Consider the following 23,904-nt stretch of genomic DNA (forward strand, 5'->3'; position numbering starts at 1 on the left):
TCACGACGACACCTCCTCGACGGGCGCGTTCGCGTCTTCGTCGGCGTCGCTCGTCTCTTCGCCGCCTCCGCTCGTCTCTTCGTCGGCGTCCGTATCTCCTCCGGCCCCGAGGGCGTTCGCGACGAACGCGCGGACGGCGTCGCGGTCCTTTCGCCCGCCCGTTCGCTCGACGCCGCTGGCGACGTCGACCGCGTAGGGTTCGACGACCCCCGCGGCCTCGGCGACGTTCTCGGGCGTCAGTCCGCCCGCGAGGATCACCGGGGCGTCGAGCGTCGCCGCGACCTCGGCGGTCGCCGCCCAGTCGTGGGTCTCGCCGGTCCCGCCCGCGCCCGACTCGTCGACGGAGTCGACGAGGACGGCGTCCACTGCCGGTGCGACGCTCCATGCGCGCTCGGGGTCGGCGGCGTCGACGACGGCGACGAGGTCGGCGGCGACGTCCGCACGGATTGTCGCCAGTTCCTCGGGAGCGAAGTCGCCGTGGAGCTGGAGCACGTCGGGGGCGACCCGCTCGGCCGCGTCGACGGCCTCCGCGACGCCGTCGGGCATCGTCACCAGCGCCGTCGTCAGAAACGGCGGCGCGGCGTCGAGCAGTTCGCTCGCTCGGCCGAGGGATACCTCCCGCGGCGTGTCGACCGGGACGTCCGCGATGACGCCGACGGCGTCCGCGCCGGCCGATTCGACGGTTCGCAGGTCCGACTCGTTCCTCACGCCGCAGATCTTCACCCGGACCATCGGTTCAGCGCTCCACCGCGGCGTCGATCGGCTCACAGAGGTCCGAAAACGTCGACGCGGCGTCGCCCTCGTCGATCGCGTTCGCGGCGACCTCGACGCCCTCGTCGATGCTGTCGGCGATGCCGGCGACGTAGATCGCCGCGCCGGCGTTCGCGAGGATGATGTCCCGCTTGGCCCCCGTCACCTCGCCGGTCACGATGCCGCGGAGGTCCGCCGCGTTCTCCTGCGGCGATCCACCGGCGACGGCGTCGATCGGGGCGGCGTCGAGGCCGATCTCCTCGGGCGTTATGGTGTACTCCTCGATCCCGTCGCCGTCGACCTCGGCGACGGCGGTCTCCTCGTGCAACGCGATCTCGTCCATCCCGGAGCCGTGGACGACGAGCGCGCGCTCGACGGACATGTGCGAGAGCGCGCGGGCGAGGACCGGAACCAGGTCCTCGTCGTAGACGCCGACGACCTGTGCGTCCGCGCCCGCGGGGTTCGTCAGCGGGCCGAGCACGTTGAAGATCGTCCGCATTCCCAACTCCTTCCGCGGGCCGATGACCGCCTTCATCGCCGGGTGGAAGACCGGGGCGAGCATGAAACCGATCCCGTCGCGCTCGATCGCCTCCTCGACGGCGGGGGTTCGGCCTCGACGTCCGCGCCGGCGACCTCCAAGACGTCGGCGCTGCCCGAGGAGGAGGAGACCGAGTAGTTGCCGTGTTTCGCGACCGCCGCGCCCGCGCCCGCGGCGACGATGGCGCTCGTCGTCGAGACGTTGATCGTGTTGTAGTCGTCGCCGCCGGTGCCGCAGGTGTCGACGAGCGGCTCTCGATCCGGCTGGATCGTCCGCGCCGCGTCGCGCATCCCCTGGGCGAACCCCGCGATCTCGGTCTCGGTCTCGCCCTTGGCTCGCAGCGCCGCCAGCAACGCGCCGATCTGGGCCTCCGTCGCGTCCTCGAAGACGAGACTGGCCGCCTCGCGTGATTCCTCCTGCGTGAGGTCCTCGCCGCCGGTCGTCCGTTCGATGTATTCTTGGAGTGTCATCGTGATCACCGATGTACGTGTTCGGGTTACAGTGAACAAATCCGTTCATCATCATAAGGCTGTCGGAGCGCTCGACGGACGGATGGACAGAGACCGCCAGAGGGTACCGAGAGGCGAACGTAGACGGCACCGTCCAGGTCAGCGTCGACGGGTCTGAGGCACGAGAGCGGTCGGAAATCCGGCGACGGCGGCGTCCGTTTCCGAAACGAAACCTTCAATTACGTCCCCGGGGAACGAAGTAATGCGCTCAGACGGGCGCGACCGAACGCGGACCAGACGGGTTGGTGGTCTAGTCTGGTTATGACACCTCCTTGACATGGAGGAGGCCGGCGATTCAAATTCGCCCCAACCCACTCTCTTATAAGTAGAATCGAACCACGTAGGCGCTCCTTTAGAATAAGAGGTCTCAGGAGGAGTCTCCGTCGAGTCGTAACGCGAAGTCGTCGGCGACGGGGAACAGCGCGACGCGCGGCGGGAGTTCGACGGTGTGGTATCTTCGGCCGTGCTTCTCCCGAATTTCCTCGGGGGAGTAGATCCGGCCCCGCTCGTCGGCGTTCGGGGCCATACGCTCGGATTCCGCCCGTACAAACGAACTGGTCCCGTATTCCTACTACTTTTCCCGTACCGTCTCGCGGGTCGAACCTACCGAGTCGACCCGCCCTGGTCTGGGTCGTCCTTCTTCGGGAGGTCCTTTCGCTCCGAGAAGTAATACAGGATCACGACGAAGCCGACCGTGGGGACGACGACGCCGAGCCAGTACACTTCGGGGTCTTTCAGGCCGAGTCGCTTCGCGTCGAAGTACATCACGACGCCGAGCGGGAGCTGGAGGAGGAGGGCTCCGACCAACAGTAGGATCACCGGCTCGGTCATCGGTCGTGCCTACACGCTCCCGGCGGATTACGGTTCCGTCGGGGCTCATACTGTCGTCTCCCTCAGCTGCGTCAGCCGACTCGGTGGCTCGACCGCAACCTCGCTACCGCCGTTCGCGACGCCCTTATCGATTTATCCCGAGCGTCCGGCGTGTCAGCGGTTCGCTCGCCGGCTTCGGTCTCAGCGGAGAACTCGAATTCGAGTCGTCCGTCGAGGAGACGTGTCCGAGCGGTAAGCCCCGGTTCGACGAGTTCGACGGTGCTCTCGACGACGAGCCGACCGGCCGACTCCGGCCATCGGGCGACCGGAAGCTCGATAAATACGGTCTCGTCGGCGATCTCGCCGAACCGGTGGACTTCGAGGACCGCAGCCGACCCCTCTCGGAACAGGGATACGGACGGGTGGGGTTCGTGGTCGCCCATAAACGGGCCCTGGAGGGAGACCCGCGGCGGGGTGCCGTCACCGCCCAGCGCCACAAACCGCTGTGTGAGCGACCGCAGTTCGGTATCGTCGGGGTGCGAGATCGACGTGAAAAAGTACTCCGGCAGGGGGGCGAACCTGGGGTCGACGCCCACGGTTGCGAGAGCAGTCCCGTCTTCGCGAAATTCGAGGTACTTCGCGTCGTCTCGGGGGTTGTCGTCGGTCTCTACTGTCGGGTCGGTGTGTTCGGTCCGCGATCCGACGGCACTGCACCCCGCAGCGGTGGTGGAGGCGGCGGTCAGGGCGGACGCGAGGAACGCGCGACGGCGCATAGGCGCCGGTTTCCGCTGGTAGCGGCAAGAGTGTTAAGAAACGGGCATCGGACCCCGAGCTTGCGCACGCTCTTTCGAGTTCAGGTCGCTCGCCGAAGTGGAGCCTGCACCCACTCATAATGCTTACTCTCACTTTTTACCGCCGAGCGCCGGTACTGTTTAGTTAGGAGTGAAATCGGTGGGACGGATGCAGGGAAGCCCTCGGAAGCCCCCGCGTTCTCGACTCGATGCGCTCGCTGTGCTCCTCGTCGCTCACTGTGTTCGCTCCTGCGGTGCTTACGTCGCGCGTCGTCGTCGAGAACACGGCCCCTTCCATTCCCACCCGTCGGTGGTTTTCCGGGTGGGAGTCGCTTAACTAAACACGACCCGAGCGCCACCCCCGTTTACGGCGCTCGGCGGGAAGAGACGAGGGTGAGCATTTCAGCGACGCGTTCGTCGTAGCGCGCGAGCACCGTCGCGCGAAACCCGCTCTCTCACGCGGTGGAACCGACGCCCGGGGCCGTTCTCATCTCGCTTCGAGCTGTACCACGATGTCGTCGACGAAGTGAGTCGCGTCCCCCTCCCAGATGACGGCCGTACCGACGGCGACGTACAGCCTCTCGGTCGAGAGTTCGGGCGTCGTCCACTCGAAGCGGTACTCGCGCCAGCCGTCGGCGAGCCACAGCGGCTCGCGGAGCCCGCCGTAGGGCGTCTCGCCGAGGGCGGTCGTGTTCACGCCCGGGTTCGGGAAGTCGGCCTCGACCGACGGCCGCTCGGGGCCAAGACGCATCAGGGCGTCCCGAAGCGTGTTGAACGACTCCGACTCGCTCCAGAACTGGGCAGCGACCGTGATTTCGTACGCCCGCCCGGGCTCGACGGCGACGGGGTGGACGGCCCAGGTCACGCCGTCGTCGTAGTCGCCCTCGTTCCAGATCCGCAGCGAGCGTTCGCCCGACGCCGCCTCCGCGTCCGAGACGCCTACCTCCCACTCGAACTCCCGGAGGTCGACCTCGGGACCGATGGCCGCGCCGCGCTCCCAGTCGCCGAGACCGTCCTCGAACCCCTCCTCGAACGCCGGTCCCTCGGAGTCACACACGCAGCCGGCCGCGGCGACGAGGCTCCCCGTCGCACCCATCCGAAGCAGTTCCCGTCGCCGCATACTCCGAGTTGGCGCCGGGCACGCAAAAACCCCTACCGTGGGCCAGGGGGTGTCCTTCGGGCGGCCTCGTCTGTGATTCCCCTTCCGAGGCGTCGCTCACGGCGTTCGCGACGGTCTCGCCTCTGGCCGTCGCCGGAGCGTTCGCCCCTCGTCGTCGACGCCCCGCTGTCGGGACGTCGGGTGCTTGGGACGGGGGATGCTTGGGATGTCGAATACTTGGGACGTCGGGTGCTCGGAACGTCGGATCCGTATCGTTCTCACGCGCCCGAGAACGGGGAGAGGACTTAACTCCGTCATCGCCTAAGGCGCCTGCGTGGAGTCGCCGTACGACGTACTCGGGATCGACGCCGACGCCGACGAGGACGCGGTCGTTCGGGCGTATCGCAAGCGGGTCAAAGACGCCCACCCGGACCACGGCGGGTCGCTCGCGGAGTTCGAGCGCGTCCGACGCGCCTACGAACACGTCACCGAGGGCCGAGACCCCTCCACGTTCGAGGCCGACGTCGACGACGACCGCGGCCGTCGGAACGGGACGACCGGAGGGGGCGATTCCGTCTCGCGGCGTCAGACCGACGAGGGGCGCGGTTCGACGCGGTCCCGGGAAGAGTCCGGGAGCGCGGAGGACTCCGCCGGCGAGGACGGCGAGCGGACGCTCGGCCCGACCGTCGAGTACCTGGACTACGAGGTGCTCGAAGCCAACGGCTGGGAGCTCACCGACGAGGACCTCTTCGAGAAGGCCGAGGCCGCAGACCTCGACGTCGACCGCCACGGGCTGCTGGTCGTCGAGGACCGGGAGACGCTGCTGGAAGCGGCCGAGCGGTACGGCTTCTCGTGGCCGTACGCCTGTCGGGGGGGCGCGTGTGCGAACTGCGCGGTCGCGGTCGTCGAGGGCGACGTCGAGATGCCGGTGAGCACCGTCCTGACCGACGAGATGAAAGAACGGGGGATCCGCCTCTCCTGCATCGGTCAGCCGGTCACCGACAGTCTGAAGGTCGTGTTCAACATCGAGCGGCTGCCCGGACTGGCCGAGCTCCGGCTTCCCGCCGAGCAGTTCGAGAGCGCGCGAGCGGACGACTGATCGGATACGCGCTCTCGGTCGGGACCCCGCTGTCGCCGCCGCCAACGTCCTGAGAACGGGACGAAGTTTCAAGACAGCAGCCGGCGTACACCCGGACGGAGGCTACTCCGACTATGGATATTACTGATATTGCCACTCCTGATTTCGTCGAAGTCGACGTCGACAAGCGCCTCGGGAAGATCCGCGCCATCTTCGAGCGCGAGAACCCCCGAGGAATCGTCGTCACGGAGGAGGGCGACTACGCCGGCGTCATCGGCGAAAAACAGCTCGTCCGGTCGCGAATGGAGGACGACACGAAGGCCTCCGTCGTGATGAAGTCCGCGCCGCGGGTCGACCGCCACGAGGACGTCCGCGAGACCGCTCGGATGCTCGTCGAGGGCGACGTGAAGGTCGCGCCGGTGTTCGAGGGCGAGAAGCTGTACGGCGTCGTCGCCAGCGACGCGATCTTAGAGGCCGTCATAGACAGCCTCGACGCCATCTCCGTCGAGGACATCCTGACCGAGGACGTCGTCAGCGTCGGCGAGAAGTCCCACGTCGGCGGAGCGATCAACAAGCTCCGCGAGCACGGCATCTCCCGACTGCCGGTGGTCGACGAGGACAGCGGCAAACTCACCGGGATCGTCACCACCCACGACCTCGTCGAGTTCGTCGTGCGCGACGACAGCCGACAGGGCCGCGGCGACCGGCGCGGCGACCTCGACCGGATGTTGGATCTCCCCGTCTACGATCTGATGTCCTCGCCGGTCGTGACGGCGACGCCGGCCGAGACCGTCGACACCGCGGTCCAGCGGATGTTCGACAACGACATCTCGGGGCTCGTCGTGACGCCCGACGAGAACGACGAGCGGGTCCGGGGGATCGTGACGAAGACCGACGTCCTCCGCGCGCTCACGTTCACCGAGGAGGAGAGCATGGACGTCCAGATCACGAACGTCAGCCTGCTGGAGACGCTCTCCCGCGAGGAGGTCGTCGAGTCGATCACCTCCGTCGTCGACAAGTACCAGCAGATGCAGGTGCTCCACGCGCACGTCCGCTTCCACCAGCACAAGGAGAAGCTCCGCGGGACGCCGCTCATCCAGTGTCAGATCCGGCTGCGGACCAGCCACGGCCAGATCGCCGGCAGCGGCGAGGGCTACGGCTCCGAGCACGCCTTCCACGTCGCGCTCGACAAACTCGAACGCAACGTGCTCGAACTGAAGGGACTCAACGCCGACGAGAAGTACCGCGGACAGCTCATCCGGAAGCTCGGCGAGCTCTAGGCCGGTCGACGTTCTGCTTTCTTTCGTCTACAGATCGACGCCAGAGAGCCCCTCGCCCGTGATCTCGAACGCCGCCGACTCGCCGGCGGGTTTCGCTCGGTGTTTCTCCAGCGTCGCGCGGCGGTTGCCGCCGCGGAACCGATCGAGCCGCAGCACCGCGCCCGTCCAGTGTTCGAGGGTGTGACCGCCGAGCGCGCGAGAGCGGTCGCTGTCGGGGTCGGTGAACACCTGGTTCGTGATGACCACCGCCAGGTCGTGCTTCCGCGCGAGCGAGAGCAGGTGCGTCACCTGGCTGGCGACGCGGCGGAGCGAGTCGCCGGCGTCGGCGTCGCCGGTGCGTTCGAGCCGGTAGAATCCCGTCGCGCTGTCGAGGACGATCAGCTCCGCGCGCTCGGCGAATTCGGCGGCGTCGCGGACGGCCTCCTCCTGCTCTTCGAAGTCGTGCGCCTCCGAGACGACGAGCCGCGAGGTGACGTCCTCGACGGACTGGTCGGCGTCGGTCGCGCCCTCCGCGAGCTGGCGGAACCGGTCGATCGAGAGCCCCTCGGTGTCGATGTAGACGGCCGTGCCGCCGTCGGCGGCGACCTGCACGGCCGCCGAGAGCGCGAGGTTCGTCTTCCCGGCCGCCGGCGGGCCGTAGAGCTGCGTGACGGTGCCGCGCTCGAAACCGCCTCCCAACAGCTCGTCGAGCGCTCGACACCCCGTGGTGAGTGCGTCGGACACGCGGGGGTCTCGGTCGGCTTCGGCGAAAAAGCCCCCGGTCCGAGGGCTCGACAGGGGGTCGAAAGCGTTCGGAAGCGACGGACGGATCCCACCGATCCGACGCTCGCGACATCTTTTATATTGGGACGGCGCAAGGTGAGAGCGTGATCGTCGTCGCGACCGACGACTTCGAGCTGTACCACGACGTCGTCGACGAACTGCGAGACCGCGGGGTGGCGTTCACCACCCAGAAGCCGGGCGCGGCGCTGCCCGATCGGACCCGCGTGGTGATCCGCTCGCCCGAGGACGGAGCCGTCGCCGAGGACGGCGCCCCCGGCGCCACCGACTCCGACGGCGGTGAGAGCGAGAACGCACCCGGGATAGACGTCGTCGTCGCGACGGCCGAGGAGGCCCGTCGCGCGGTCGAGGAGGCGGTCTCGATCCTCCGCGGCGGCGGCGGCCGGACGGTCGTCGGCGTCGATCCCGGCACGCGACCCGGGATCGCCGTGCTCACGGGCGACACCGTCGTCGCCGCGTTCCAGGTCCCGCTGGCGGACGCCGTCGAGACGATCCGCCGGGAGGTCGCCGACGCCCCGGACCCGCTCGTTCGGATCGGCGACGGCGCGCGCCTGCAGGGCTCACAGCTGGTCAACGACCTCGACGACGTCACGGTCGAACTCGTCGACGAGACGGGGACGACGCCGTATCTCGGCACCGGCGCGCGCGGGATGGGCGACGTGCTCGCGGCGGTCAACATCGCGCGGCTCTCCGGCGAGGCGACGGACTCCCGAGAGATCGATCCCACGGCGGGGGAACTCCAGCGCATCAAGGACCGCTCGCGGGAGGCTTCGAGCGACGGCCGCACGATCGACGAGGGGCTCGCCCGCCGGGTCGCCGCCGGCGAACTGACCGTCGACGAGGCGCTCGCGACCCACCGCGAGCGCGACGGCGGGGACGCGGAGGAGCCGTCGGACGGGTAGCGGCTTCGACGCGCCGGGGGAGGATTCGCGTCGCCGACGGGGTCACACAGTGTCGCCGACGGCCCTCACTCAGCGTCGCCGACGGCTCTCACTCCGACCCGCGGACGGCTTCTTCGGCGCGGCGGGCGACCTCGCGGACGGGGAGGTCGGTCGCCTCGGCGACGGCGACGGCGTCGTCGTACTCCGCGCTGTAGTCGTAGACTGCCCCGTCGGCGTCGGCGGCGACCTTCACCGCGACCTCGTGGGACTCGCCGCCGACGTCGAGTTCGGCCGTTCGGAACTCGCGGGCCGCGACCCAGCGGTGCCCCGCACCGTGTTCGCGGACTCCCAGCGTGCCGGTCTCGACGGCGAGCCGATGGGCGACGCGCTCGGCGTCCTCGGGCCTGACGACGACCTTCACGAGGTGGCCCGGCCGGGACTTCTTCATCGTCGCCGGCAGGACGCTCACGTCGCGCGCGCCGACCTCCTGGAGGGTCGACTGGAGGCTCCCGAGGGTCTCCGGCGCGGCGTCGTCGAGGTTCGTCTCCAGGACGGTGATCTCCTCGCGATCCAGGCGGTCTCCGCCGTCGCCGACGAGCGCGCGCAGGACGTTCGGCCGGTTCGGGAAGTCGTAGCCGCCGGCACCGTAGCCCGCGGCGTCGACGTTCAGCGTCGGGAGCGTTTCGATTCCGCGGGCGACGTGCGCGAGGATCGCCGCGCCCGTGGGCGTGAGCAGTTCGGCGTCGACCGGGCCCCCTTTCAGCGACCAGTCGGCGTCGGTCGCGATCTCGACGACCGCCGGGGCGGGGATCGGGTACTCGCCGTGGGCCATCGACCGCGTCTCGCCGCCGGTGGCCACCGGGGTCGTCACGACCCGCTCGACGTCGAGGTCGTCGAAGAGGAGCGCGACGCCGACGACGTCCGCGATGGCGTCGTCCGCGCCGACCTCGTGGAAGTGCGTCGCGTCGAGGTCGGTGTCGTGGACCGTCGCTTCGGCCTCGCCGAGGCGGCGGAAGATGCCCTTCGCGTCGGCTTCGACCGCTTCGGGGAGGCCCATCGCTTCGACGATCTCGACGACCTCGGCGTACGTGCGGTGCGGGCCGTGGCCCTCCGCGGGGGTCGAACCCGAGTGGTCGTCGTGATCGTGACTGTGCTCGTGATCTCCGTGGTCGTGGTCGTGTGTGTGCTCGTGGTTGCCGTGATCGTGTGTGTGCCCGCGGTCACCGTCCCCATCGTCGGTCGCCGAACGCCGCTCCTCGGTCTCGTCGTCGAGCAGCACCCGAACGCTCGTGGCCGCGATCCCGTTCTTGTCGACGGTCTCGACGTCGTAGCGGACGTCGAGGGCGTCCTCGACGGGAGAGAGCGCCCCGCGGTCCGCGCCGGCCGCGAGGAGCGCGCCGAGCAGCATATCGCCGCTGGCACCCATCCGGCCGTCGAAGGCGAGTGTGCGCATACGCGAGTACTCGCCGCGGGAGGCCAAAGGTCCACGCATCGATGCCGCTGTCGGTAAGGATTTGTATCCCCGAGGACAACATTGTCATAGCGTGTCACGGTCGAGGGACGGATCCGCGTCGGGAACGGCGCAGGAAAGGACTTAACCTCGGCCGCGACCGACTGGCGGGACGTATCCCCGCGACCCAATCATGAACGAAGTTCAACTCGAAGTGGCGAAGGCGTACCCGAACGACTCGGGCCGCGGCATCGCCCGTCTCGACCCGGACACGTTGCTCCATCTGAAGCTCTCGCCGGGCGACATCATCGAAATCGAGGGCGCCGAGACCACCGCGGCGAAGGTGTGGCGCGCGGACCGGCAGGACTGGAACACCGACACGGTCCGTATCGACGGCTTCACGCGACAGAACGCCGACGTCAGCATCGGCGAGCGCGTGACGATCCGGAAGGCCGAGGAGACGAAGGCCGAGAAACTCGTGCTCGCGCCGCCGGAGGAGGCGAGCGTGCAGTTCGGCTCCGACGCCGCCGGGATGGTCAAGCGGCAGATCCTCAAGCGGCCGGTCGTCGAGCGCGACATCGTCCCGGTGATGTCCTCGACGAACCACCCCTTCATGCGGTCGCCCGGACAGGCGATCCCGCTGATCGCGGTCGAGACCGAACCCGACGGCGTCTGTCTCGTCACCGAGGACACCGACGTGGAACTCCGCGAGGAGCCCATCTCCGGCTTCGAGAAGACCGGCGGGGGAATCACCTACGAGGACATCGGCGGCCTCCAGAGCGAGATCCAGCGCGTCCGCGAGATGGTCGAACTCCCGATGAAGCACCCGCAGATCTTCAAGAAACTCGGGATCGAGCCGCCGCAGGGCGTGCTGCTCCACGGGCCGCCCGGCACCGGCAAGACCCTCCTGGCGAAGGCCGTCGCCAACGAGACCTCCGCGAGTTTCTTCTCCATCGCGGGCCCCGAGATCATCTCGAAGTACTACGGCGAGTCCGAACAGCAGTTGCGCGAGATCTTCGAGGACGCCACCGAGGAATCGCCCTCGATCATCTTCATCGACGAACTCGACTCGATCGCGCCGAAGCGCGACGACGTGACCGGCGAGGTCGAGCGCCGCGTCGTCGCCCAGTTGCTGACGATGATGGACGGCCTGGAGACCCGCGGGGAGGTCATCGTCATCGCGGCGACGAACCGCGTCGACAGCGTCGATCCGGCGCTGCGCCGACCCGGCCGGTTCGACCGCGAGATCGAGATCGGCGTCCCCGACGAGACGGGGCGGAAGGAGATCCTCCAGATCCACACCCGCGGGATGCCGCTGTCGGACGACGTCTCGCTCGATCACCTCGCCGACGAGACCCACGGCTTCGTCGGCGCCGACATCGAGTCGCTGACGAAGGAGGCCGCGATGAAGGCCCTTCGAAGATATCTCCCGGAGATCGACCTCGACGAGGAGGACATCCCGCCGAGCCTCATCGACCGGATGATCGTCAAGCGCCAGGACTTCCAGGGCGCGCTCGCGGACGTCGAACCCTCGGCGATGCGCGAGGTCCTCGTCGAACTCCCGAAGGTGTCCTGGGACGACGTCGGCGGGCTCGAAGACCCGAAGCAGACCGTCAAGGAGAGCGTCGAGTGGCCGCTGACCTCCCAGGACAGATTCGAACGGATGGGCATCGACCCGCCGAAGGGCGTGCTCCTCTACGGCCCGCCGGGCACGGGCAAGACCCTGATCGCGAAGGCCGTCGCCAACGAGACGAACGCGAACTTCATCTCGGTCCGAGGGCCGCAACTGCTCTCGAAGTGGGTCGGCGAGTCCGAGAAGGCGATCCGGCAGACCTTCCGGAAGGCCCGGCAGGTCAGTCCGACGATCATCTTCTTCGACGAACTGGACAGCCTCGCGCCGAGCCGTGGCGGCGAGACCGGCAACAACGTCTCCGAGCGGGTGGTCAACCAGCTGCTCACCGAACTAGATGGGTTAGAGGAGAACGGCGACGTGATGGTGATCGCCGCGACCAACCGGCCGGATATGATCGATCCCGCCCTGATCCGCTCGGGGCGGTTCGACCGGCTGGTGCTCATCGGCCAACCCGAGGAGGAGGGTCGCGAACAGATCCTCAAGATCCACACCCGCGACTCGCCGCTCGCGCCCGACGTGAGCCTGCGCGAGATCGCCGAGATCACCGACGGCTACGTCGGCTCGGACCTCCAGACCATCGCCCGCGAGGCCGCAATCGAGGCGCTGCGGGAGGACGACGACGCCGAGGAGATCGAGATGCGGCACTTCCGGCAGGCGATGGAGTCCGTCCGGCCGACAATCACCGACGACCTGCTGGAGTACTACGAACAGATGCAGGACCAGTTCAAGGGCGGCACCCGCGAGGAGTTCGGCGGGCGTCGCGACGGGCGGATCGGCTTCCAGTAGCGGCCCCGGACCGTTTTTATTCGCTCGCGGGACGAGTCAGCTGCCTGATACCACGATAACGCCCGCGTAACCACCTGATACCGGTGTCCGCGAGAGGTTAAGTGGCTCACGGGCCTACCGTGGAGTGTCGAAACCGACACCCTACAACAAATGCCTCAGCAGAAATCCGACTACGTAGACGACACCGAAATCGACGCAACGCTGGACGAACTCGCCGACGACGAGACCATCGAGGAGACCGTCGAGAGCCTCGAGGAGAACGGGTTCGAGGTCGTCATCGTCGACTCGGCCGACGACGCGCTCGAAGCCGTCCGCTCGCAGATCCCCGCCGGCGCGTCCGTGATGAACGGCCACTCGACGACGCTCGAAGAGATCGGGTTCGACGACTACCTCTCGGCGGGCGACCACGACTGGGAGAGCCTCCCGGATCAGATCTGGAGCATCGACGACGACGAGGAGCGCCAGGCCGCCCGTCGCGAGTCCCAGACGGCCGACTACTTCCTCGGCGGCATCAACGCCATCTCGGAGACCGGCGAACTCGTCGCCGCGGACCTCTCTGGCAGCCGGATCGGTGCCTATCCGTTCGCCGCGGGCAACGTGATCATCGTCAGCGGCGTGAACAAGATCGTGCCGACGCTCGAGGACGCCCTGGATCGGCTCGAATCCGTCGCCTACCCGCTGGAGAACGAGCGCGCCCAGGAGGCCTACGGCGTCGAGTCCGCCATCGCGAAGCAGCTCATCTTCCGCCAGGAAGTCGAGGAGGGCCGGACGACGGTCGTGCTCGTCCGCGATCAGCTGGGGTACTGAACGACGCCGCCGTCCCTCACCGGCGCTTCACCTCACGATCGTCACCGGGACCGGCGACCGCCGGGCGACGTGTTCTGCGACGCTCCCGAGCACCAGCCGCGAGACGCCCCGCCGCCCGTGGCTGCCGACGACGACGTGGTCGACGTCGAGTTCGCGCGCCTGCTCTACGATCGTCGCCGCCGGCCGCCCGACGTCGACCGCCGTCTCGACGTCGCCGTCGATTTCCAGTTGGGATCGGGCCTCGTCGAGTACCTCTTCGGCCTCGGCCTTCGCCTCCTGGTACCACTCCTCGGACCCGCTCGGGAGGACGCCGGCGCGATAGCCCGCCTGAACCGGGTTGATGACGTGAAGCAGCGTCACGTCGACGTCGTCCCACTCGGCGGAGACGAACCCGATCGCCTGCAGCGACTGCGGAGATCCGTCGACGGGGACGAGCACGTGCCTCGGCATAGGTTCGGATACAGCGGCGGGGTACAAAAAACGGACCCCGGCGGTCACGCCGCGGCCGGCCGGCGCCGACGCGTCCCCACCGCGTGCCTCTCTGCGCCCCGTCTCACTCGCCGTGACGTGTGAGACAGACCGGGAGGCCGACGAGTTCGACCGGTTCGGAGTTGTCGGGCGAGTAGACGACGAGTTGGCCCTTCTCCATATACGGGACCTTGTCTTCGAGCTCCGGCGGGATGTTCACGCTCTTGATCGCGTCCTCGTCGCCGAGGTTGAGCACCAGGCGGGTGTTGATCTGCTTGAACACCGACTCGGCGACGTCCTGGGGGTCCTGGGTGACCAGGAAGAGGCCCAGCCGCTCCTTGCGGCCCTGCTTGGCCGCTTCGGTGAACTTCGAGATGACCTTCCGCGCCTGCACGTTGTCGGCGTCCGCGAGGAAGTTGTGCGCCTCGTCCATTCCCAGGAGTAGCGGCGTCTCCTTGATCCGCTCGGAGTCGGGCGCGTTCGAGAGCTTGTCGTCGATCAGCATACTGGAGACCGCGAGCACGAACAGCTCCTTCGCGCGGCTGGTCGAGAGGTGGTACGTCGGGATCACCGTCAGCCCCCCGGGCCGGACGAGCTGGTGGTCCAACTCGGTGATCGGCCGCGCCGACTGGTCGAAGACGCCGTCCGGCACTCCGTGGACGCGACGCTTGACCGCGTCGAACGTCGCCTCGTGGACCCGACCCGACTCGTCGAGCTCCTCCCGCAGGGCGGGGTCGTCGAGGAACGTCAGGAACTCCGCGTACGTCCCGCTGTCGCCGTACTCGCGGAAGAAGCGGTTCAACAGGTGCATCAGGGCGGGGTACTGGTTCTCGTTGAGGCTGCTGCCCGCGACGAGCCACGGGCGGTCCCGGGCCATCGAGAACGGGATGGTGAACTCCAACTGCTCGGCGCGGTGGTTGTCGCCGCCGTAGGGGACGCCGTCCTCCTTCGGCACCAGCGCGATGGTGTCGTCGTGGCCGCCGTGGACGATCCCCTCCCGCTCGTAGCGCCGCGCGGTCGACTCGTCCATCGAGGGGTTGTCGTCGTGCATCTGGGCGTACTCGTCCTGCGGGTCGAACTGGACGACCGCGAGCCGCGCCGACCGGCCGTCGTCCATCTCGTAGGTCCGGTCCTCGGCCAGGAGCTGTCGCAGGACGTTCTTCGTCGCGTGCGTCTTCCCCGATCCCGTCCCGCCGGCGACGAGGGTGTGCCGGAACACGAGCGGGTCGCCGTCGGCGTAGTCGTCTCTGAGTCGGTAGTCGATCGTCGGCGGACGGGCCGCCGTGCGGACCTTCTCCCCGCCGACCGAGAGGTGCCCGAGGAAGACGCCGTCGGAGGGGATCGCGAGCCCCGTCTTGATCTGTGCGGGGTCGGTCGCCTCGGCGACGACCGCGCCGGGCTTGGGGACGCGGTCGACCATCCGGCGCTTCAGCACGTCGTCGTCGGAGCCGGTGGCGCCCGTTCCGAGACCGCTGCCGTCGCCCCCGCTCTCCTCGCCGGCGACGTCGTCCCCGACATCGGTGTCAGCGGCGGCCGCGTTCCGGTCCTCGAACAGCACCGCCAGCGGCGCGAGCGACGCGACGAACTTGTAGTCGCGCTCCTCGAAGTCGTCGCGGCGCATCGCGCGCCGGGCGTGGATCTCGGTCGCGTCGTCGGTCTGGAACTCCTGGGCGTACTCCAGGGCGGTGATCCGCGAGAAGAGCAGTTCGCCGTCCGGGTAGGGGACGAGCAGGTACTTGCCCAACCGGACGCTGTCGCGGTTGTCGGTGGTGACGTACGCTCTGAGCGTGGTCTCGTCGCCGTCCTCCGCGACTCGGAGCCCCTGTGAGACGGCGATCGCACCCAACCCCCGGTCCTCGCCCGCCGGCGAGACGTCGTAGCTCTCGAACGCGTCCTCGCCGGGGTTGTGCCCGTCGCCGTCACCGCCGTCGGTGGGGGAGTCGCCGCCGTCGGCAGTCCCTCCGCCGTTGCTCCCCCGACTCCTCTCGTCCGTCGCGGACGAGGCGTCGCCTGCGGTCCGCCGCTCGTCGTTGGTCCGCCCGGACGAGCGGTCCTCGCCGCCGGGCTCGAAGTCCCCGAGATCCATCTCGTCTCGGTACAGCGGCGGCAGCGACTAAAACGCCTCGCCCGGCGGCGGGAGGTCGGCGACGCCCTGCCCGCCCGTGTGCCGCGCCCCTTTTGCCGGCCGAGCCCCAAGCCTCGGTATGCTTCTCATTCGCGGTCACGCGGGGGGTACCACGCTCACGGGGACGGTCTTCGAGCGTGGGGAGCGCGCGCCCTCATACAAGGGCGCGCCCGACGAGGACGCCCCCTACGTCTGGGTCTGCGACGAGTTCTACGAGGTCGAGAGCGGCGGCTCCGAGACCACTATCGGCGGCGAGACGGTCAACGTCGCCTTCGAGTCGCCGATGCCCCGCGGCTTCGAGACGCGCGAGCGGGCCATCGAAGCGGCGAAGGCCCACGTCCGCACGCAGTTCGCCCGCGTCGGCGTCCCCGAGTCCGAGGTGCGGATCGAGGTCGTAAAGGAGGAGCCGGGCGCCGAGCAGTCCTGACTCTGGACGGTTGCTTGGCCGAACACGGTCTCACTGGTCGACGTCGCCCCATCGGACGTCGTCGTACCGCTTGATCTCGTCGGTGTCGAGCGTCTCGGCGAATTTCTGTCGGAGCGAGGACTTCTCGCGGGCGCTGATCTTCGCCAGTTCGTCGGCCTTCGCGACGGCCTCGGGCGGCCCGCGGTTGGCCGCGACGTCGCCGAGTATCTGTCGCGTGATCGACTCGCGGACCTCGGCGTCCCGAGCGAAGGCGTAGGGCGTCTCCACGCGGTAGCAGACGTCCGTCCGCGGTTCGTACACGACGAAGAAGCACTTCTCGTACAGCGTCGGATCCAGCTCTCGCTCGATGCCGTAGGCGTCGCCGTCGGCCGCGACGGTGGCGTCGACGCCGCCGCGGGAGACGAACCAGTTCGTGAACGTCAGCTCGTCGGTCTTCCGGCCCTCGACCCCCTGCGTCGGTTCGCCGTCGGCCACGCCGCCGCGCTGCTCGCGCCGTTCGAGCAGGCGGGCGAAGAACGCGGCGTCGTCGGCCCAGGGGACGTCGAACTCGACGTCGCCCTCGCGGAGCGTGCCGACGATCCGCTTCGAGGCGGGGTTCTTGACGAACCCGCAGAGGGGGACGTCGCGCTCGACGAACGACTCCACGAGGCGGATGTAGTTCTCGACGATCGATCGGGGTTTCAGCTCCTCGGTGAGCGCTCTGAGCTCCGCGTCCCGCTCGCGCCAGTTGAGCAGTTCGACGGGGTACAGCGGGCCGTCGAGCACGAGCAGGTCCGAGACCTCGTCGGCGTGTTCAAGCGCGTGCGAGCTCTCGGCGAGGTAGAGCGCGAGCGCGTGGACGATCCCCTCGGCGTAGCGGTTGACCCGCGGGATCTGGAGGACGCGCCACCGGCAGTACCCCTCGTCGACCTTCCGCCAGGGCTCGTCGATCGCGGCCGTCTCGTCGGTGACGTGAGTCGCGGCGACGATGCTCCTGTGTCGGTGGAGGTCGAGATCGGAGGGCACGGCCGCCATCGCGGCCTGGGCGAGGTCGAGGACCAGCCCGTTCTTGAACGTCGTGGGGTTGATCGTCCCCGAGTCGAGGCCGTGGACCGTCTCGAACGGCGGCGACGCCAGCGCGACGTCCTCGGCGTCGACCGCGCGCAGCCGCCGCTCGCCGATCGGTTCGAGGACGGCGCGGCCGTCGGGGCCGTACAGCGGGTCGAGAAATCCCTCCCAGATCCGCGAGGCGACGTCGACGTGGTCGGTGTCGTCCACGCGGCTCGCGAGGTACGCCGCGAGGTCCGCGATGCTGTCGACGTGGACGGGATCCAGTGTCACGTTCCCTCCCTCGCGACGAGACGAGAAAAGTCATACGTCCTGGGCCCCTGATCCCGCACGTGACGATCACTGCGGTCGGGTTCGACCTCGACGAGACGCTCGCCGTCCCGACGCGGGACCGGACGGCGATCCTCTCGGACGCCACCGAGCGCGCGGACGCCCCGTCGTTGACGCGTGAGGCGTACCTCGACGTGCACGGCCGACACCTCACGAGCGAGAGCCGAACGCCCATCTTCGCCGAGTTGCTCTCGGGGCACGAGACCGACACCGACCCGGAAACGCTCGCGGAGACGTACCGTCGGGAGATCGCCGACGCCCTCGTTCCGATCCCGGGCGCCGAGGCGTTCCTCCAGCGGCTGCGATCGGAGTACCGCGTGGGGCTCCTCACGAACGGACCGCGGGTGGCCCAGCGCGACAAACTGGCGACGCTCGGCTGGACGGACGCCTTCGACGCGGCGCTCGTGACCGGCGACCTCGACGCCGGCAAGCCCGATTCGGCCGCCTTCGCCGCGCTGCTCGACGCGCTCGGCAGCGACGCCGGGGCGACGGCCTACGTCGGCGACGACGTCGACGCCGACATCGCGGGCGCCGACGCCGCCGGCCTCGTCCCGATCCAGGTGCTCTACGAGGGCGGCCCGGAACCGTCGTCGCGGGCCGCCGCCCACGTCCGCCGAGAGGACCTGGTCGACCGACTCCCCGAACTGCTCGACGCGTTCTGAACGGCCCGCTCGTCGGCACATACCGCGACCGACCGGCGCGCTCTCGATAGGGATCATCGTAGCCGACCGGATATTCACAGACCCTCGGCCGGCCGCGGTCTTCGATTCGGACGAACCCGAATCGATGGATTGCGACGATAACCCCTCTCAGCCGTCGGAACACACCGCGACCGCCCGGAGCGCCGGGAGCAGCCACTTCACCTGCGCGCCGTCCTCGACGAACACGAGCGTCCGCGGCGGTTCCGCGGCCTTCGGCCGGACGCGGAGCCCCTCCGCGCTGGCGGCTTCCGCGACGGGGTCGACGGCCCGTTCGAACTCGATGCGGACCCGATCGGGCTGGACGTACACGCCCGCGACGCGCTCGCCGCCGCAGTCGATCGCGTACGCGAACGTCCCGTCCGGCGACGGTTCGACGTCCGGGTCGGCGTCGGTCACCGCCAGCGCGTCGAGGTCGTCGCCGTGACCGGTGACCTCGCTCGCGAGGAACTGCGCGATACGACGCCCGTCCGTGAGTCGCTCCTCGACCATACGCCCGATTCCTCGCGGGGCGAAAAGAACGCTCCGTTCGCGGCCAACCGTCCGCAGTTGATCCGCGAACGCGCCGTCTCCGCACTCCGTCACCGGACGGTTGCCCGCGCGAGCCACGTCTCCGGGTTCTGCCGCTTGACCTCGAAGGAGTCGACTCCCTCTCCCGACCCCTCGTCGAGCAGCTCCGAGAGGTACCCCCGGAGCGGCGTCGGGTCGCGGTCGCTGACGACGTGGAACCGCTCGTCGGGCTCCAGACTCCGGAAGGCCTCGGCGACGCGTTCGCGCCGCTCCTCGGGCGGGACGTCGCGCAGATCGACCGCGGTCTCGGGCACGTCCACCTCCCAGATCTCCTCGAGGCGATCCCTCGTCGCGGCGGCGAGTTCGCGGGCGTGTCGGGTCGTTCCCTCCCGCGTCGGTCGCGGCGTCTCCTGCATCGCCGACGAGAAGGGGATCTCCGCGAGCACGGGGATCTCCAGGGCTTCGAGGGGGTCGCTCCCGTCGAACAGTTCGTGGGGGTGCCCGCACTCCTCGCAGACGAACTCGCCCATGTTCGAGACCACGCCGAGCACCGGCACGTCGTTCTCCTCGAACAGCTGGATCGAGCGGTGCGTGTCCGAGACGGCCGCGTGGAACGGCGTCGTGACGAAGACGACGCCGTCGACGGGCGCCTCCTGCAGCGTCGTCAGCGCGACGTCGCCGGTCCCCGGCGGGAGGTCCAAGACGACGGTGTCGGGGTCGTCCCACGCCGTCTCCTCGAACAGTTCCGTGAGCGCGTCGTGCGCCATCGCCCCCCGCCAGGCCAGCGGCGCGCTCGACGACATCAGCCCGACGCTCATCACCTCCAGCCCGCCGGCGTCGACGGGGATCGGGTTCCCCTCCTCGTCGGAGTGGATCGGACCGCTGACCGACAGCAACTCCGGGACGTTGGGGCCGTGGATGTCGGCGTCGAACAGCCCCACGTCCTCCCCGTCGGCGGCGAGCGCACACGCAAGCGACGTCGCGACAGTGGACTTCCCGACCCCGCCCTTCGCGCTCGCGACCGCGACCACGCGCTCGGCCGCCCCGATGCCGACGTTGCGACCTTCGACGTCCGGACGCGACTGGACGTGCTCGACGTGCGCGCGCTCGACGCCGGGCACGTCCGACACCGCCCGCATCATCGTCGTCGTCACCGCCTCGGCCTCGGACGGCGGGAACTCGCTCAGGTCGGCCTCGACGGTGACGTGGCCCTCGCGCGTGCGGATGTCTTCGACGAGTCCCGCCTCGAAGACGGTCACGTCTGCCTCGGGGTCACGCACCTTCCGGAGCGCCGCCTCGACGTCATCGGCGTCGACCGAATCAGTATCGACACCGACCGAATCAGTGTCGACGTCGTCGGGGGGGACCGCGTCGCTGTCGACGTCCTCGGCAGGGACTGTGTCGACATCGACCGCATCGCCGTCGACCTCGTCGACGACGTCCCCGTCTCGTCCGTCTACGCTTCGGTCTCGGCTCTCGCCGCCCTGTTCGCCCTCGCTGTCGTCGAACCGTCGATCGTTTCCGGTCATATGATATGGTAGGTCCGGCCTTCGTCGCTCCGTGAGGGGGCAGCGGCCGGCCGCTCAGAGGTCCGGCCGTCGGTTCAAGCGGCTCTCTCCCGGGCGGTCCGCGCTGTCGTTCTCGATGCCGCCGGTGAACTGCCGCCGGAACTTCCCGGGGTCGGCCTCCAGCGACCGCGCCGCGGTGCTGCGGACGACCTCCGGTTCCGACTCGTCGGCGGCGATCTCGGTCAACCGCCGCTCCGCGCGGTCGTCCTCGACGCCCGCGAGGAGGTGGGCCGCCCACTCGCGGACGCGCTCGCTGTCGTCCGTCGAGAGGTCGAGCAGGATCTCCAGGGTGTCCTCGCCGCGGATCTTGAACAGGGAGACCGCCGCGTTCCGGCGGACCGCGTGGTGGTCGTCGCCCAGCGCCGCTTCGAGGTGCGACTCGTAGGCGGTCCGGTCGATCCGATCGAGCGCGACGACGGCCTCCGCGCGCACCCAGGGGTCCTCGTCGGCGAGCGCTTCGAGGGCCGCCGCGCCGAGCGATTCGTCGGAGACGTCGCCGCTCCCGGTGGGGTCAGCAGGCACCTCCCCGCCGAGGTTCCCGAGCGACTCGACGGCGAACTGCCGGACGTCGCTGTCGTCGTCCGCCAGTCCGATCTCGACGAGGGCATCCACGACCCCCTCGGCCGGTCGCTCCTCGCCCAGCGCGAGCGCCGCGCGTCGGCGCTCGACGACGTCCCCGTCCGTCAGGTCCTCGATCAACTCGACGGCAGAGCGGTCCGCGACCGGCCCCAGGTCCGTCGCCTGCAACTCCCGCGGCGTCGCCTCGCCGAGCGTGACGTCCCTGCTCACCTCGATCTCTTCGAGCCCCGCGGGCTCCTCGCCGAACCCGGGACTCTCCTCGGGGTGGACGCGCGGGTCCGTCGGCCCGTCGGTGGCCTCCTCCTCGTCCCTCATCGCGACACCCCTCGATCCCGGTTCTCGGACACGCCGCCCGACTCCCCGCCGCCGCGGTCGGTCCCGAGGAGCCTCTCGACCGGGAGGAGCGCGAGCGACGCGCCGAGGACGACCGCCATCGCCGCCGAGAGGGTCGCCGGCACGCCGGCGACCACCAGCAGTCCCGCACCGACGGCGAGTCCGTACTCGCCGCGGTGGATCCCGGCGACGGCCGCGGCCGTCCCACCGCCGAGCGCGAGCGCGACGAGGAGATGCGGGACGTCGACGGCGGCGATCCCGACGAGCAGGCCGCTGCCGACGACGAACGGCCGCGACGCGGCGGCGACGACGGCGAGCGCGACCACCACTCCGCCGGCCAGGAGCGCGAACCGGTCGCCCTCCGCGCGGATCCCGAGCGCCGCGAGTCCGCCGAGCGCGAGGACTCCGCCGGGGCCGCGGAACCCGACGCCGATCAGGCCGGCGGTGCTGGCCAGCGAGACGGCGACGCCGGCGACGACGAGGGCGGCGATCACCCGCAGGCGGAACCCGCGGTACGTCGTGGGGCGGCCCAGGCCGCCGAGGAGCGCGACGCCACCGCCGGCGATCAGAGCGACCGTGGCCGGGAGGACCGCTCCCGCGTCGGTCGCCGCCAGCAGGCCGAAGACGCCGGCGAAGAGCAGGCCGACGCGGACGACGTCGCGACGCGACGCGACCGCCACGGCGACGAGAGCGACGCCGACTACGAACGGCGTGGCAGCGACGAGCGCTCGGGAGAGCCCGGGCACGGCGACCGGATCGGACGGGAGGTTCCGGAGGACCGTGAGCGCCGTCGCGGCGGCGACCGTCGCGAGCGCGACCCCGCCCGCACCGAGCGCGACTCGCTCGCGCGAGGCGGCACCCCGTTCCGCGGCGCGTTCGACGACCGCCCGGGTCTGGGGGCCGCTTCCGGGCTCCGCGCGACCCCGCTCGCCGTCGCGCTCCCCGCTCCGGTGGGCGGGGCTGGAAGACTCGTTTTTCATCGGCGCTCCCCCCGGCTCGCGTCCGTCTCGGCCGCCTCCCGACGGGCGGCCAGGTCGTCGACGTCCGCCGCGGTGAACCGGTCCAGGAAGTCGCCGAGGCGACCGTACAGTCCGGTCCCGGTTTCGGATGCCAGCGCGTCGGCTATCCCCTCCGCGAACGGGCGGAGGTGCCGGTCGTGGAAGTCGAGTCTGGCGGCGGCGACGTCCGGGTCGACCGCGGCCTCCCGCCGACACAGGTAGCCCATAAACTCCAGTTCGAGGCGGAGGTGGTCGTGGTTCCGGCGGACGTCCTCGTCGACCTGACAGCCGAAGTACTCGTAGGCCCGCGCCAAGTCGAGGTTCACGTCGTTCCAGGAGACGTTCGGGCGGTAGCCCGACTCGTACAGCGACACCGGCGGGCCCTCGTTGTGGACGGTGCCGTCGGTCCGGTCGACGACCTCCGAGTAGCCGACGACGAACAGGTCGTTGTACCGCGCCGAGAGCGTCTCCCTCTCCTCCTCGACCGTAAGGTCCGGCGGGTCGACGTCGAGGCCGGTGCGCTCCAGCAGTCGGGCGCACTCGTCGGTCACCCCGCCGCCGGAAAGCGCCGCGTACAGTTCCTCGTCGGCCTCGGTGAACAGCCGCGCCAGGAGCGCATACACCGCCCCGCGCGCGCCGGCCTCGACCTCGATCTCGTCGGAGACGTCGTCCGATGCGACCGCGGAGCCGGATTCCTCGCCCTCACCGTGTGCCGCCACGGTCACTCACCCCTCGTTCGGCGGACGCCCTCGATCGTCACGAGCGTCGTGAGGACGATGGCGACTCCGGCGACCGTCCAGAGGATCGCCTCGTAGGGCGGTCCCTGAGGGCCGGGGCCGAGCGCGAGGTAGTACCACTCGCTCGTGGCCTTCTGTCCGGAGCGCTCCATGTTCGAGCCGTTCCAGACCGCGACGGCGACGTCGACGTCCCGGGTCCCCGTTATCGTGGTCCGGTTCTCGCTCGCACCGGCGAGCGGTCGCGAGAAGACCACCCGCCAACGGCCGCCGTCGTAGGTGGCGGCCGTCCGCAACTCGCTGTCGGTCAGGGTCGTCGTCGTCCCCGGGCCGCCAGCCAACAGTTCCTGGCTCGCGTTCGCCCCGTTCCAGTACCAGACGTTCACCGGGTTGTCGGTGCTCCCCATCGTGATCGGCGGTCGCGCCGACTCGTTGGCCGGCAGTTGGACCGCGACGGCGTCGGGGAACTCCCGCACGTCGTCGGCCCCGGTGTCGCGGGTCCCATCCTCCCACGAGAGCCGGACGTACAGGCGCTCGTCCGTCCGAGCGCTGGCGACGCGGACGTTCTCGACCGTGGTGTCGTCGCCGCCGGGCACGGCCGCGCCGGCGCTGCTGAGTGGAACGCCCGCCGCCGGCACCTCCGTCCACGCCTCGCCCTCGGCGCTGTCGAGCGAGTCGGGGTCGTCGGCCGCGGTGACCGGGATCTCGTAGGCCGGCCGCGCCGAGACCATCGCCGGGACGGCGACGGTCGTCGCGACCACCGCGAGCGCGAGCACCGCAGCCAGGAGCAGAGGCCTACGGTCCATCGTGCGGCCACCTCCGGGTGGGCTCCGACGGTCGGTTCGGGTCTGCGACGGGGAGTCCGCGCCGGAGGCCGACCCCCCACCCCAGTCGG

Annotated in this window: 23 protein-coding genes, 1 tRNA gene and 1 pseudogene; 8 read left to right on the forward strand and 17 right to left on the reverse strand. The window is 69.9% G+C overall.

The features are described 5' to 3' along the window. Together DV707_RS06390 and trpD are read right to left on the reverse strand one after the other, a co-directional pair. Entirely contained in the window at positions 1 to 732 is a 732-nt protein-coding gene (locus DV707_RS06390; protein WP_103991198.1) for a phosphoribosylanthranilate isomerase, read from the reverse strand. A gap of 4 nt (positions 733 to 736) precedes the next feature. Continuing rightward, positions 737 to 1,758 (reverse strand): annotated as a pseudogene (gene trpD, locus DV707_RS06395) (anthranilate phosphoribosyltransferase). A gap of 278 nt (positions 1,759 to 2,036) precedes the next feature. Here trpD and DV707_RS06400 point away from each other — a divergent pair. Further along, a tRNA-Val gene (locus tag DV707_RS06400) sits at positions 2,037 to 2,111 on the forward strand. 53 nt (positions 2,112 to 2,164) lie between these two features. On the opposite strand, the gene DV707_RS18420 is transcribed toward DV707_RS06400, so the two are convergent. From DV707_RS18420 to DV707_RS06415, 4 genes are all read right to left on the reverse strand, one after another. Continuing rightward, complete coding sequence (locus DV707_RS18420; RefSeq protein ID WP_160113902.1) at positions 2,165 to 2,323, reverse strand: hypothetical protein; 159 nt, start codon at positions 2,321 to 2,323, stop codon at positions 2,165 to 2,167. A gap of 77 nt (positions 2,324 to 2,400) precedes the next feature. Continuing rightward, a complete protein-coding gene (locus DV707_RS06405) occupies positions 2,401 to 2,628 on the reverse strand; it encodes a hypothetical protein (RefSeq protein ID WP_103990075.1) in 228 nt (75 codons plus the stop codon). 71 nt (positions 2,629 to 2,699) lie between these two features. Beyond that, a complete protein-coding gene (locus DV707_RS06410) occupies positions 2,700 to 3,380 on the reverse strand; it encodes a hypothetical protein (protein ID WP_235010705.1) in 681 nt (226 codons plus the stop codon). Between the two features lie 505 nt (positions 3,381 to 3,885). Next, positions 3,886 to 4,518, reverse strand: coding sequence for a hypothetical protein (locus tag DV707_RS06415; protein WP_103990074.1), 633 nt, complete (start codon positions 4,516 to 4,518; stop codon positions 3,886 to 3,888). Between the two features lie 313 nt (positions 4,519 to 4,831). Here DV707_RS06415 and fer point away from each other — a divergent pair, with 313 nt between their 5' ends. After that, positions 4,832 to 5,596 (forward strand): ferredoxin Fer, encoded by a 765-nt coding sequence (fer, locus tag DV707_RS06420; protein WP_103990073.1) that lies wholly within the window; start codon positions 4,832 to 4,834, stop codon positions 5,594 to 5,596. A gap of 113 nt (positions 5,597 to 5,709) precedes the next feature. Then, positions 5,710 to 6,855 (forward strand): CBS domain-containing protein, encoded by a 1,146-nt coding sequence (locus DV707_RS06425; protein ID WP_103990072.1) that lies wholly within the window; start codon positions 5,710 to 5,712, stop codon positions 6,853 to 6,855. Between the two features lie 27 nt (positions 6,856 to 6,882). Here DV707_RS06425 and radB read toward each other — a convergent pair whose 3' ends face one another. After that, the gene (gene radB / locus DV707_RS06430) at positions 6,883 to 7,578 is read right to left on the reverse strand and encodes a DNA repair and recombination protein RadB (RefSeq protein WP_103990071.1); all 696 of its coding nucleotides are present in this window, start codon (positions 7,576 to 7,578) and stop codon (positions 6,883 to 6,885) included. Between the two features lie 143 nt (positions 7,579 to 7,721). Here radB and DV707_RS06435 point away from each other — a divergent pair, with 143 nt between their 5' ends. After that, positions 7,722 to 8,537: a hypothetical protein gene (locus DV707_RS06435; RefSeq protein ID WP_103990070.1), complete on the forward strand. Its 816-nt coding sequence runs from the start codon at positions 7,722 to 7,724 to the stop codon at positions 8,535 to 8,537. Between the two features lie 88 nt (positions 8,538 to 8,625). On the opposite strand, the gene larC is transcribed toward DV707_RS06435, so the two are convergent. After that, positions 8,626 to 9,969, reverse strand: a complete 1,344-nt coding sequence (larC, locus tag DV707_RS06440; RefSeq protein WP_103991196.1) for a nickel pincer cofactor biosynthesis protein LarC — start codon at positions 9,967 to 9,969, stop codon at positions 8,626 to 8,628. Between the two features lie 190 nt (positions 9,970 to 10,159). Between larC and DV707_RS06445 the strand changes: the two genes are divergently transcribed. Both DV707_RS06445 and DV707_RS06450 read left to right on the forward strand, forming a co-directional pair. After that, on the forward strand, positions 10,160 to 12,385 hold the full coding sequence (locus tag DV707_RS06445; protein ID WP_103990069.1) for a CDC48 family AAA ATPase: 2,226 nt from the start codon (positions 10,160 to 10,162) through the stop codon (positions 12,383 to 12,385). Positions 12,386 to 12,535: 150 nt separating this feature from the next. Next, positions 12,536 to 13,192, forward strand: coding sequence for a lactate utilization protein (locus DV707_RS06450; protein ID WP_103990068.1), 657 nt, complete (start codon positions 12,536 to 12,538; stop codon positions 13,190 to 13,192). 27 nt (positions 13,193 to 13,219) lie between these two features. Here DV707_RS06450 and DV707_RS06455 read toward each other — a convergent pair whose 3' ends face one another. Together DV707_RS06455 and DV707_RS06460 are read right to left on the reverse strand one after the other, a co-directional pair. Further along, positions 13,220 to 13,642 (reverse strand): universal stress protein, encoded by a 423-nt coding sequence (locus DV707_RS06455; RefSeq protein ID WP_103990067.1) that lies wholly within the window; start codon positions 13,640 to 13,642, stop codon positions 13,220 to 13,222. 103 nt (positions 13,643 to 13,745) lie between these two features. Further along, positions 13,746 to 15,746: an ATP-binding protein gene (locus DV707_RS06460; protein ID WP_235010704.1), complete on the reverse strand. Its 2,001-nt coding sequence runs from the start codon at positions 15,744 to 15,746 to the stop codon at positions 13,746 to 13,748. Positions 15,747 to 15,864: 118 nt separating this feature from the next. Here DV707_RS06460 and DV707_RS06470 point away from each other — a divergent pair, with 118 nt between their 5' ends. Further along, positions 15,865 to 16,212, forward strand: a complete 348-nt coding sequence (locus DV707_RS06470) for a DUF7113 family protein (protein WP_103990066.1) — start codon at positions 15,865 to 15,867, stop codon at positions 16,210 to 16,212. Between the two features lie 30 nt (positions 16,213 to 16,242). Here the strand turns inward: DV707_RS06470 and DV707_RS06475 are convergent, their stop codons facing one another. After that, entirely contained in the window at positions 16,243 to 17,532 is a 1,290-nt protein-coding gene (locus tag DV707_RS06475) for a DNA double-strand break repair nuclease NurA (RefSeq protein ID WP_103990065.1), read from the reverse strand. A 59-nt stretch (positions 17,533 to 17,591) separates the two neighbouring features. Here DV707_RS06475 and DV707_RS06480 point away from each other — a divergent pair, with 59 nt between their 5' ends. Next, complete coding sequence (locus tag DV707_RS06480; protein ID WP_103990064.1) at positions 17,592 to 18,251, forward strand: HAD family hydrolase; 660 nt, start codon at positions 17,592 to 17,594, stop codon at positions 18,249 to 18,251. 147 nt (positions 18,252 to 18,398) lie between these two features. Here DV707_RS06480 and DV707_RS06485 read toward each other — a convergent pair whose 3' ends face one another. The 6 genes from DV707_RS06485 to DV707_RS06510 form a co-directional block, all read right to left on the reverse strand. Next, on the reverse strand, positions 18,399 to 18,779 hold the full coding sequence (locus DV707_RS06485) for a hypothetical protein (RefSeq protein ID WP_103990063.1): 381 nt from the start codon (positions 18,777 to 18,779) through the stop codon (positions 18,399 to 18,401). A gap of 89 nt (positions 18,780 to 18,868) precedes the next feature. Then, positions 18,869 to 20,326 (reverse strand): P-loop NTPase, encoded by a 1,458-nt coding sequence (locus DV707_RS06490; protein ID WP_103990062.1) that lies wholly within the window; start codon positions 20,324 to 20,326, stop codon positions 18,869 to 18,871. Between the two features lie 54 nt (positions 20,327 to 20,380). Further along, entirely contained in the window at positions 20,381 to 21,259 is an 879-nt protein-coding gene (locus DV707_RS06495; protein ID WP_103990061.1) for a HEAT repeat domain-containing protein, read from the reverse strand. Continuing rightward, the gene (locus DV707_RS06500; protein WP_103990060.1) at positions 21,256 to 22,257 is read right to left on the reverse strand and encodes a phosphate ABC transporter permease; all 1,002 of its coding nucleotides are present in this window, start codon (positions 22,255 to 22,257) and stop codon (positions 21,256 to 21,258) included. Before DV707_RS06500 ends, DV707_RS06495 begins: the two co-directional genes overlap by 4 nt. Next, positions 22,254 to 23,000, reverse strand: coding sequence for a molecular chaperone TorD family protein (locus DV707_RS06505; protein ID WP_235010703.1), 747 nt, complete (start codon positions 22,998 to 23,000; stop codon positions 22,254 to 22,256). The genes DV707_RS06500 and DV707_RS06505 overlap by 4 nt, the downstream gene beginning before the upstream one ends. Beyond that, the gene (locus tag DV707_RS06510; protein WP_103990058.1) at positions 22,997 to 23,815 is read right to left on the reverse strand and encodes an ethylbenzene dehydrogenase-related protein; all 819 of its coding nucleotides are present in this window, start codon (positions 23,813 to 23,815) and stop codon (positions 22,997 to 22,999) included. The genes DV707_RS06505 and DV707_RS06510 overlap by 4 nt, the downstream gene beginning before the upstream one ends. Positions 23,816 to 23,904 lie beyond the last annotated feature (89 nt).

The organism is Halobellus limi, assembly GCF_004799685.1.
Lineage (GTDB): Archaea > Halobacteriota > Halobacteria > Halobacteriales > Haloferacaceae > Haloquadratum > Haloquadratum limi.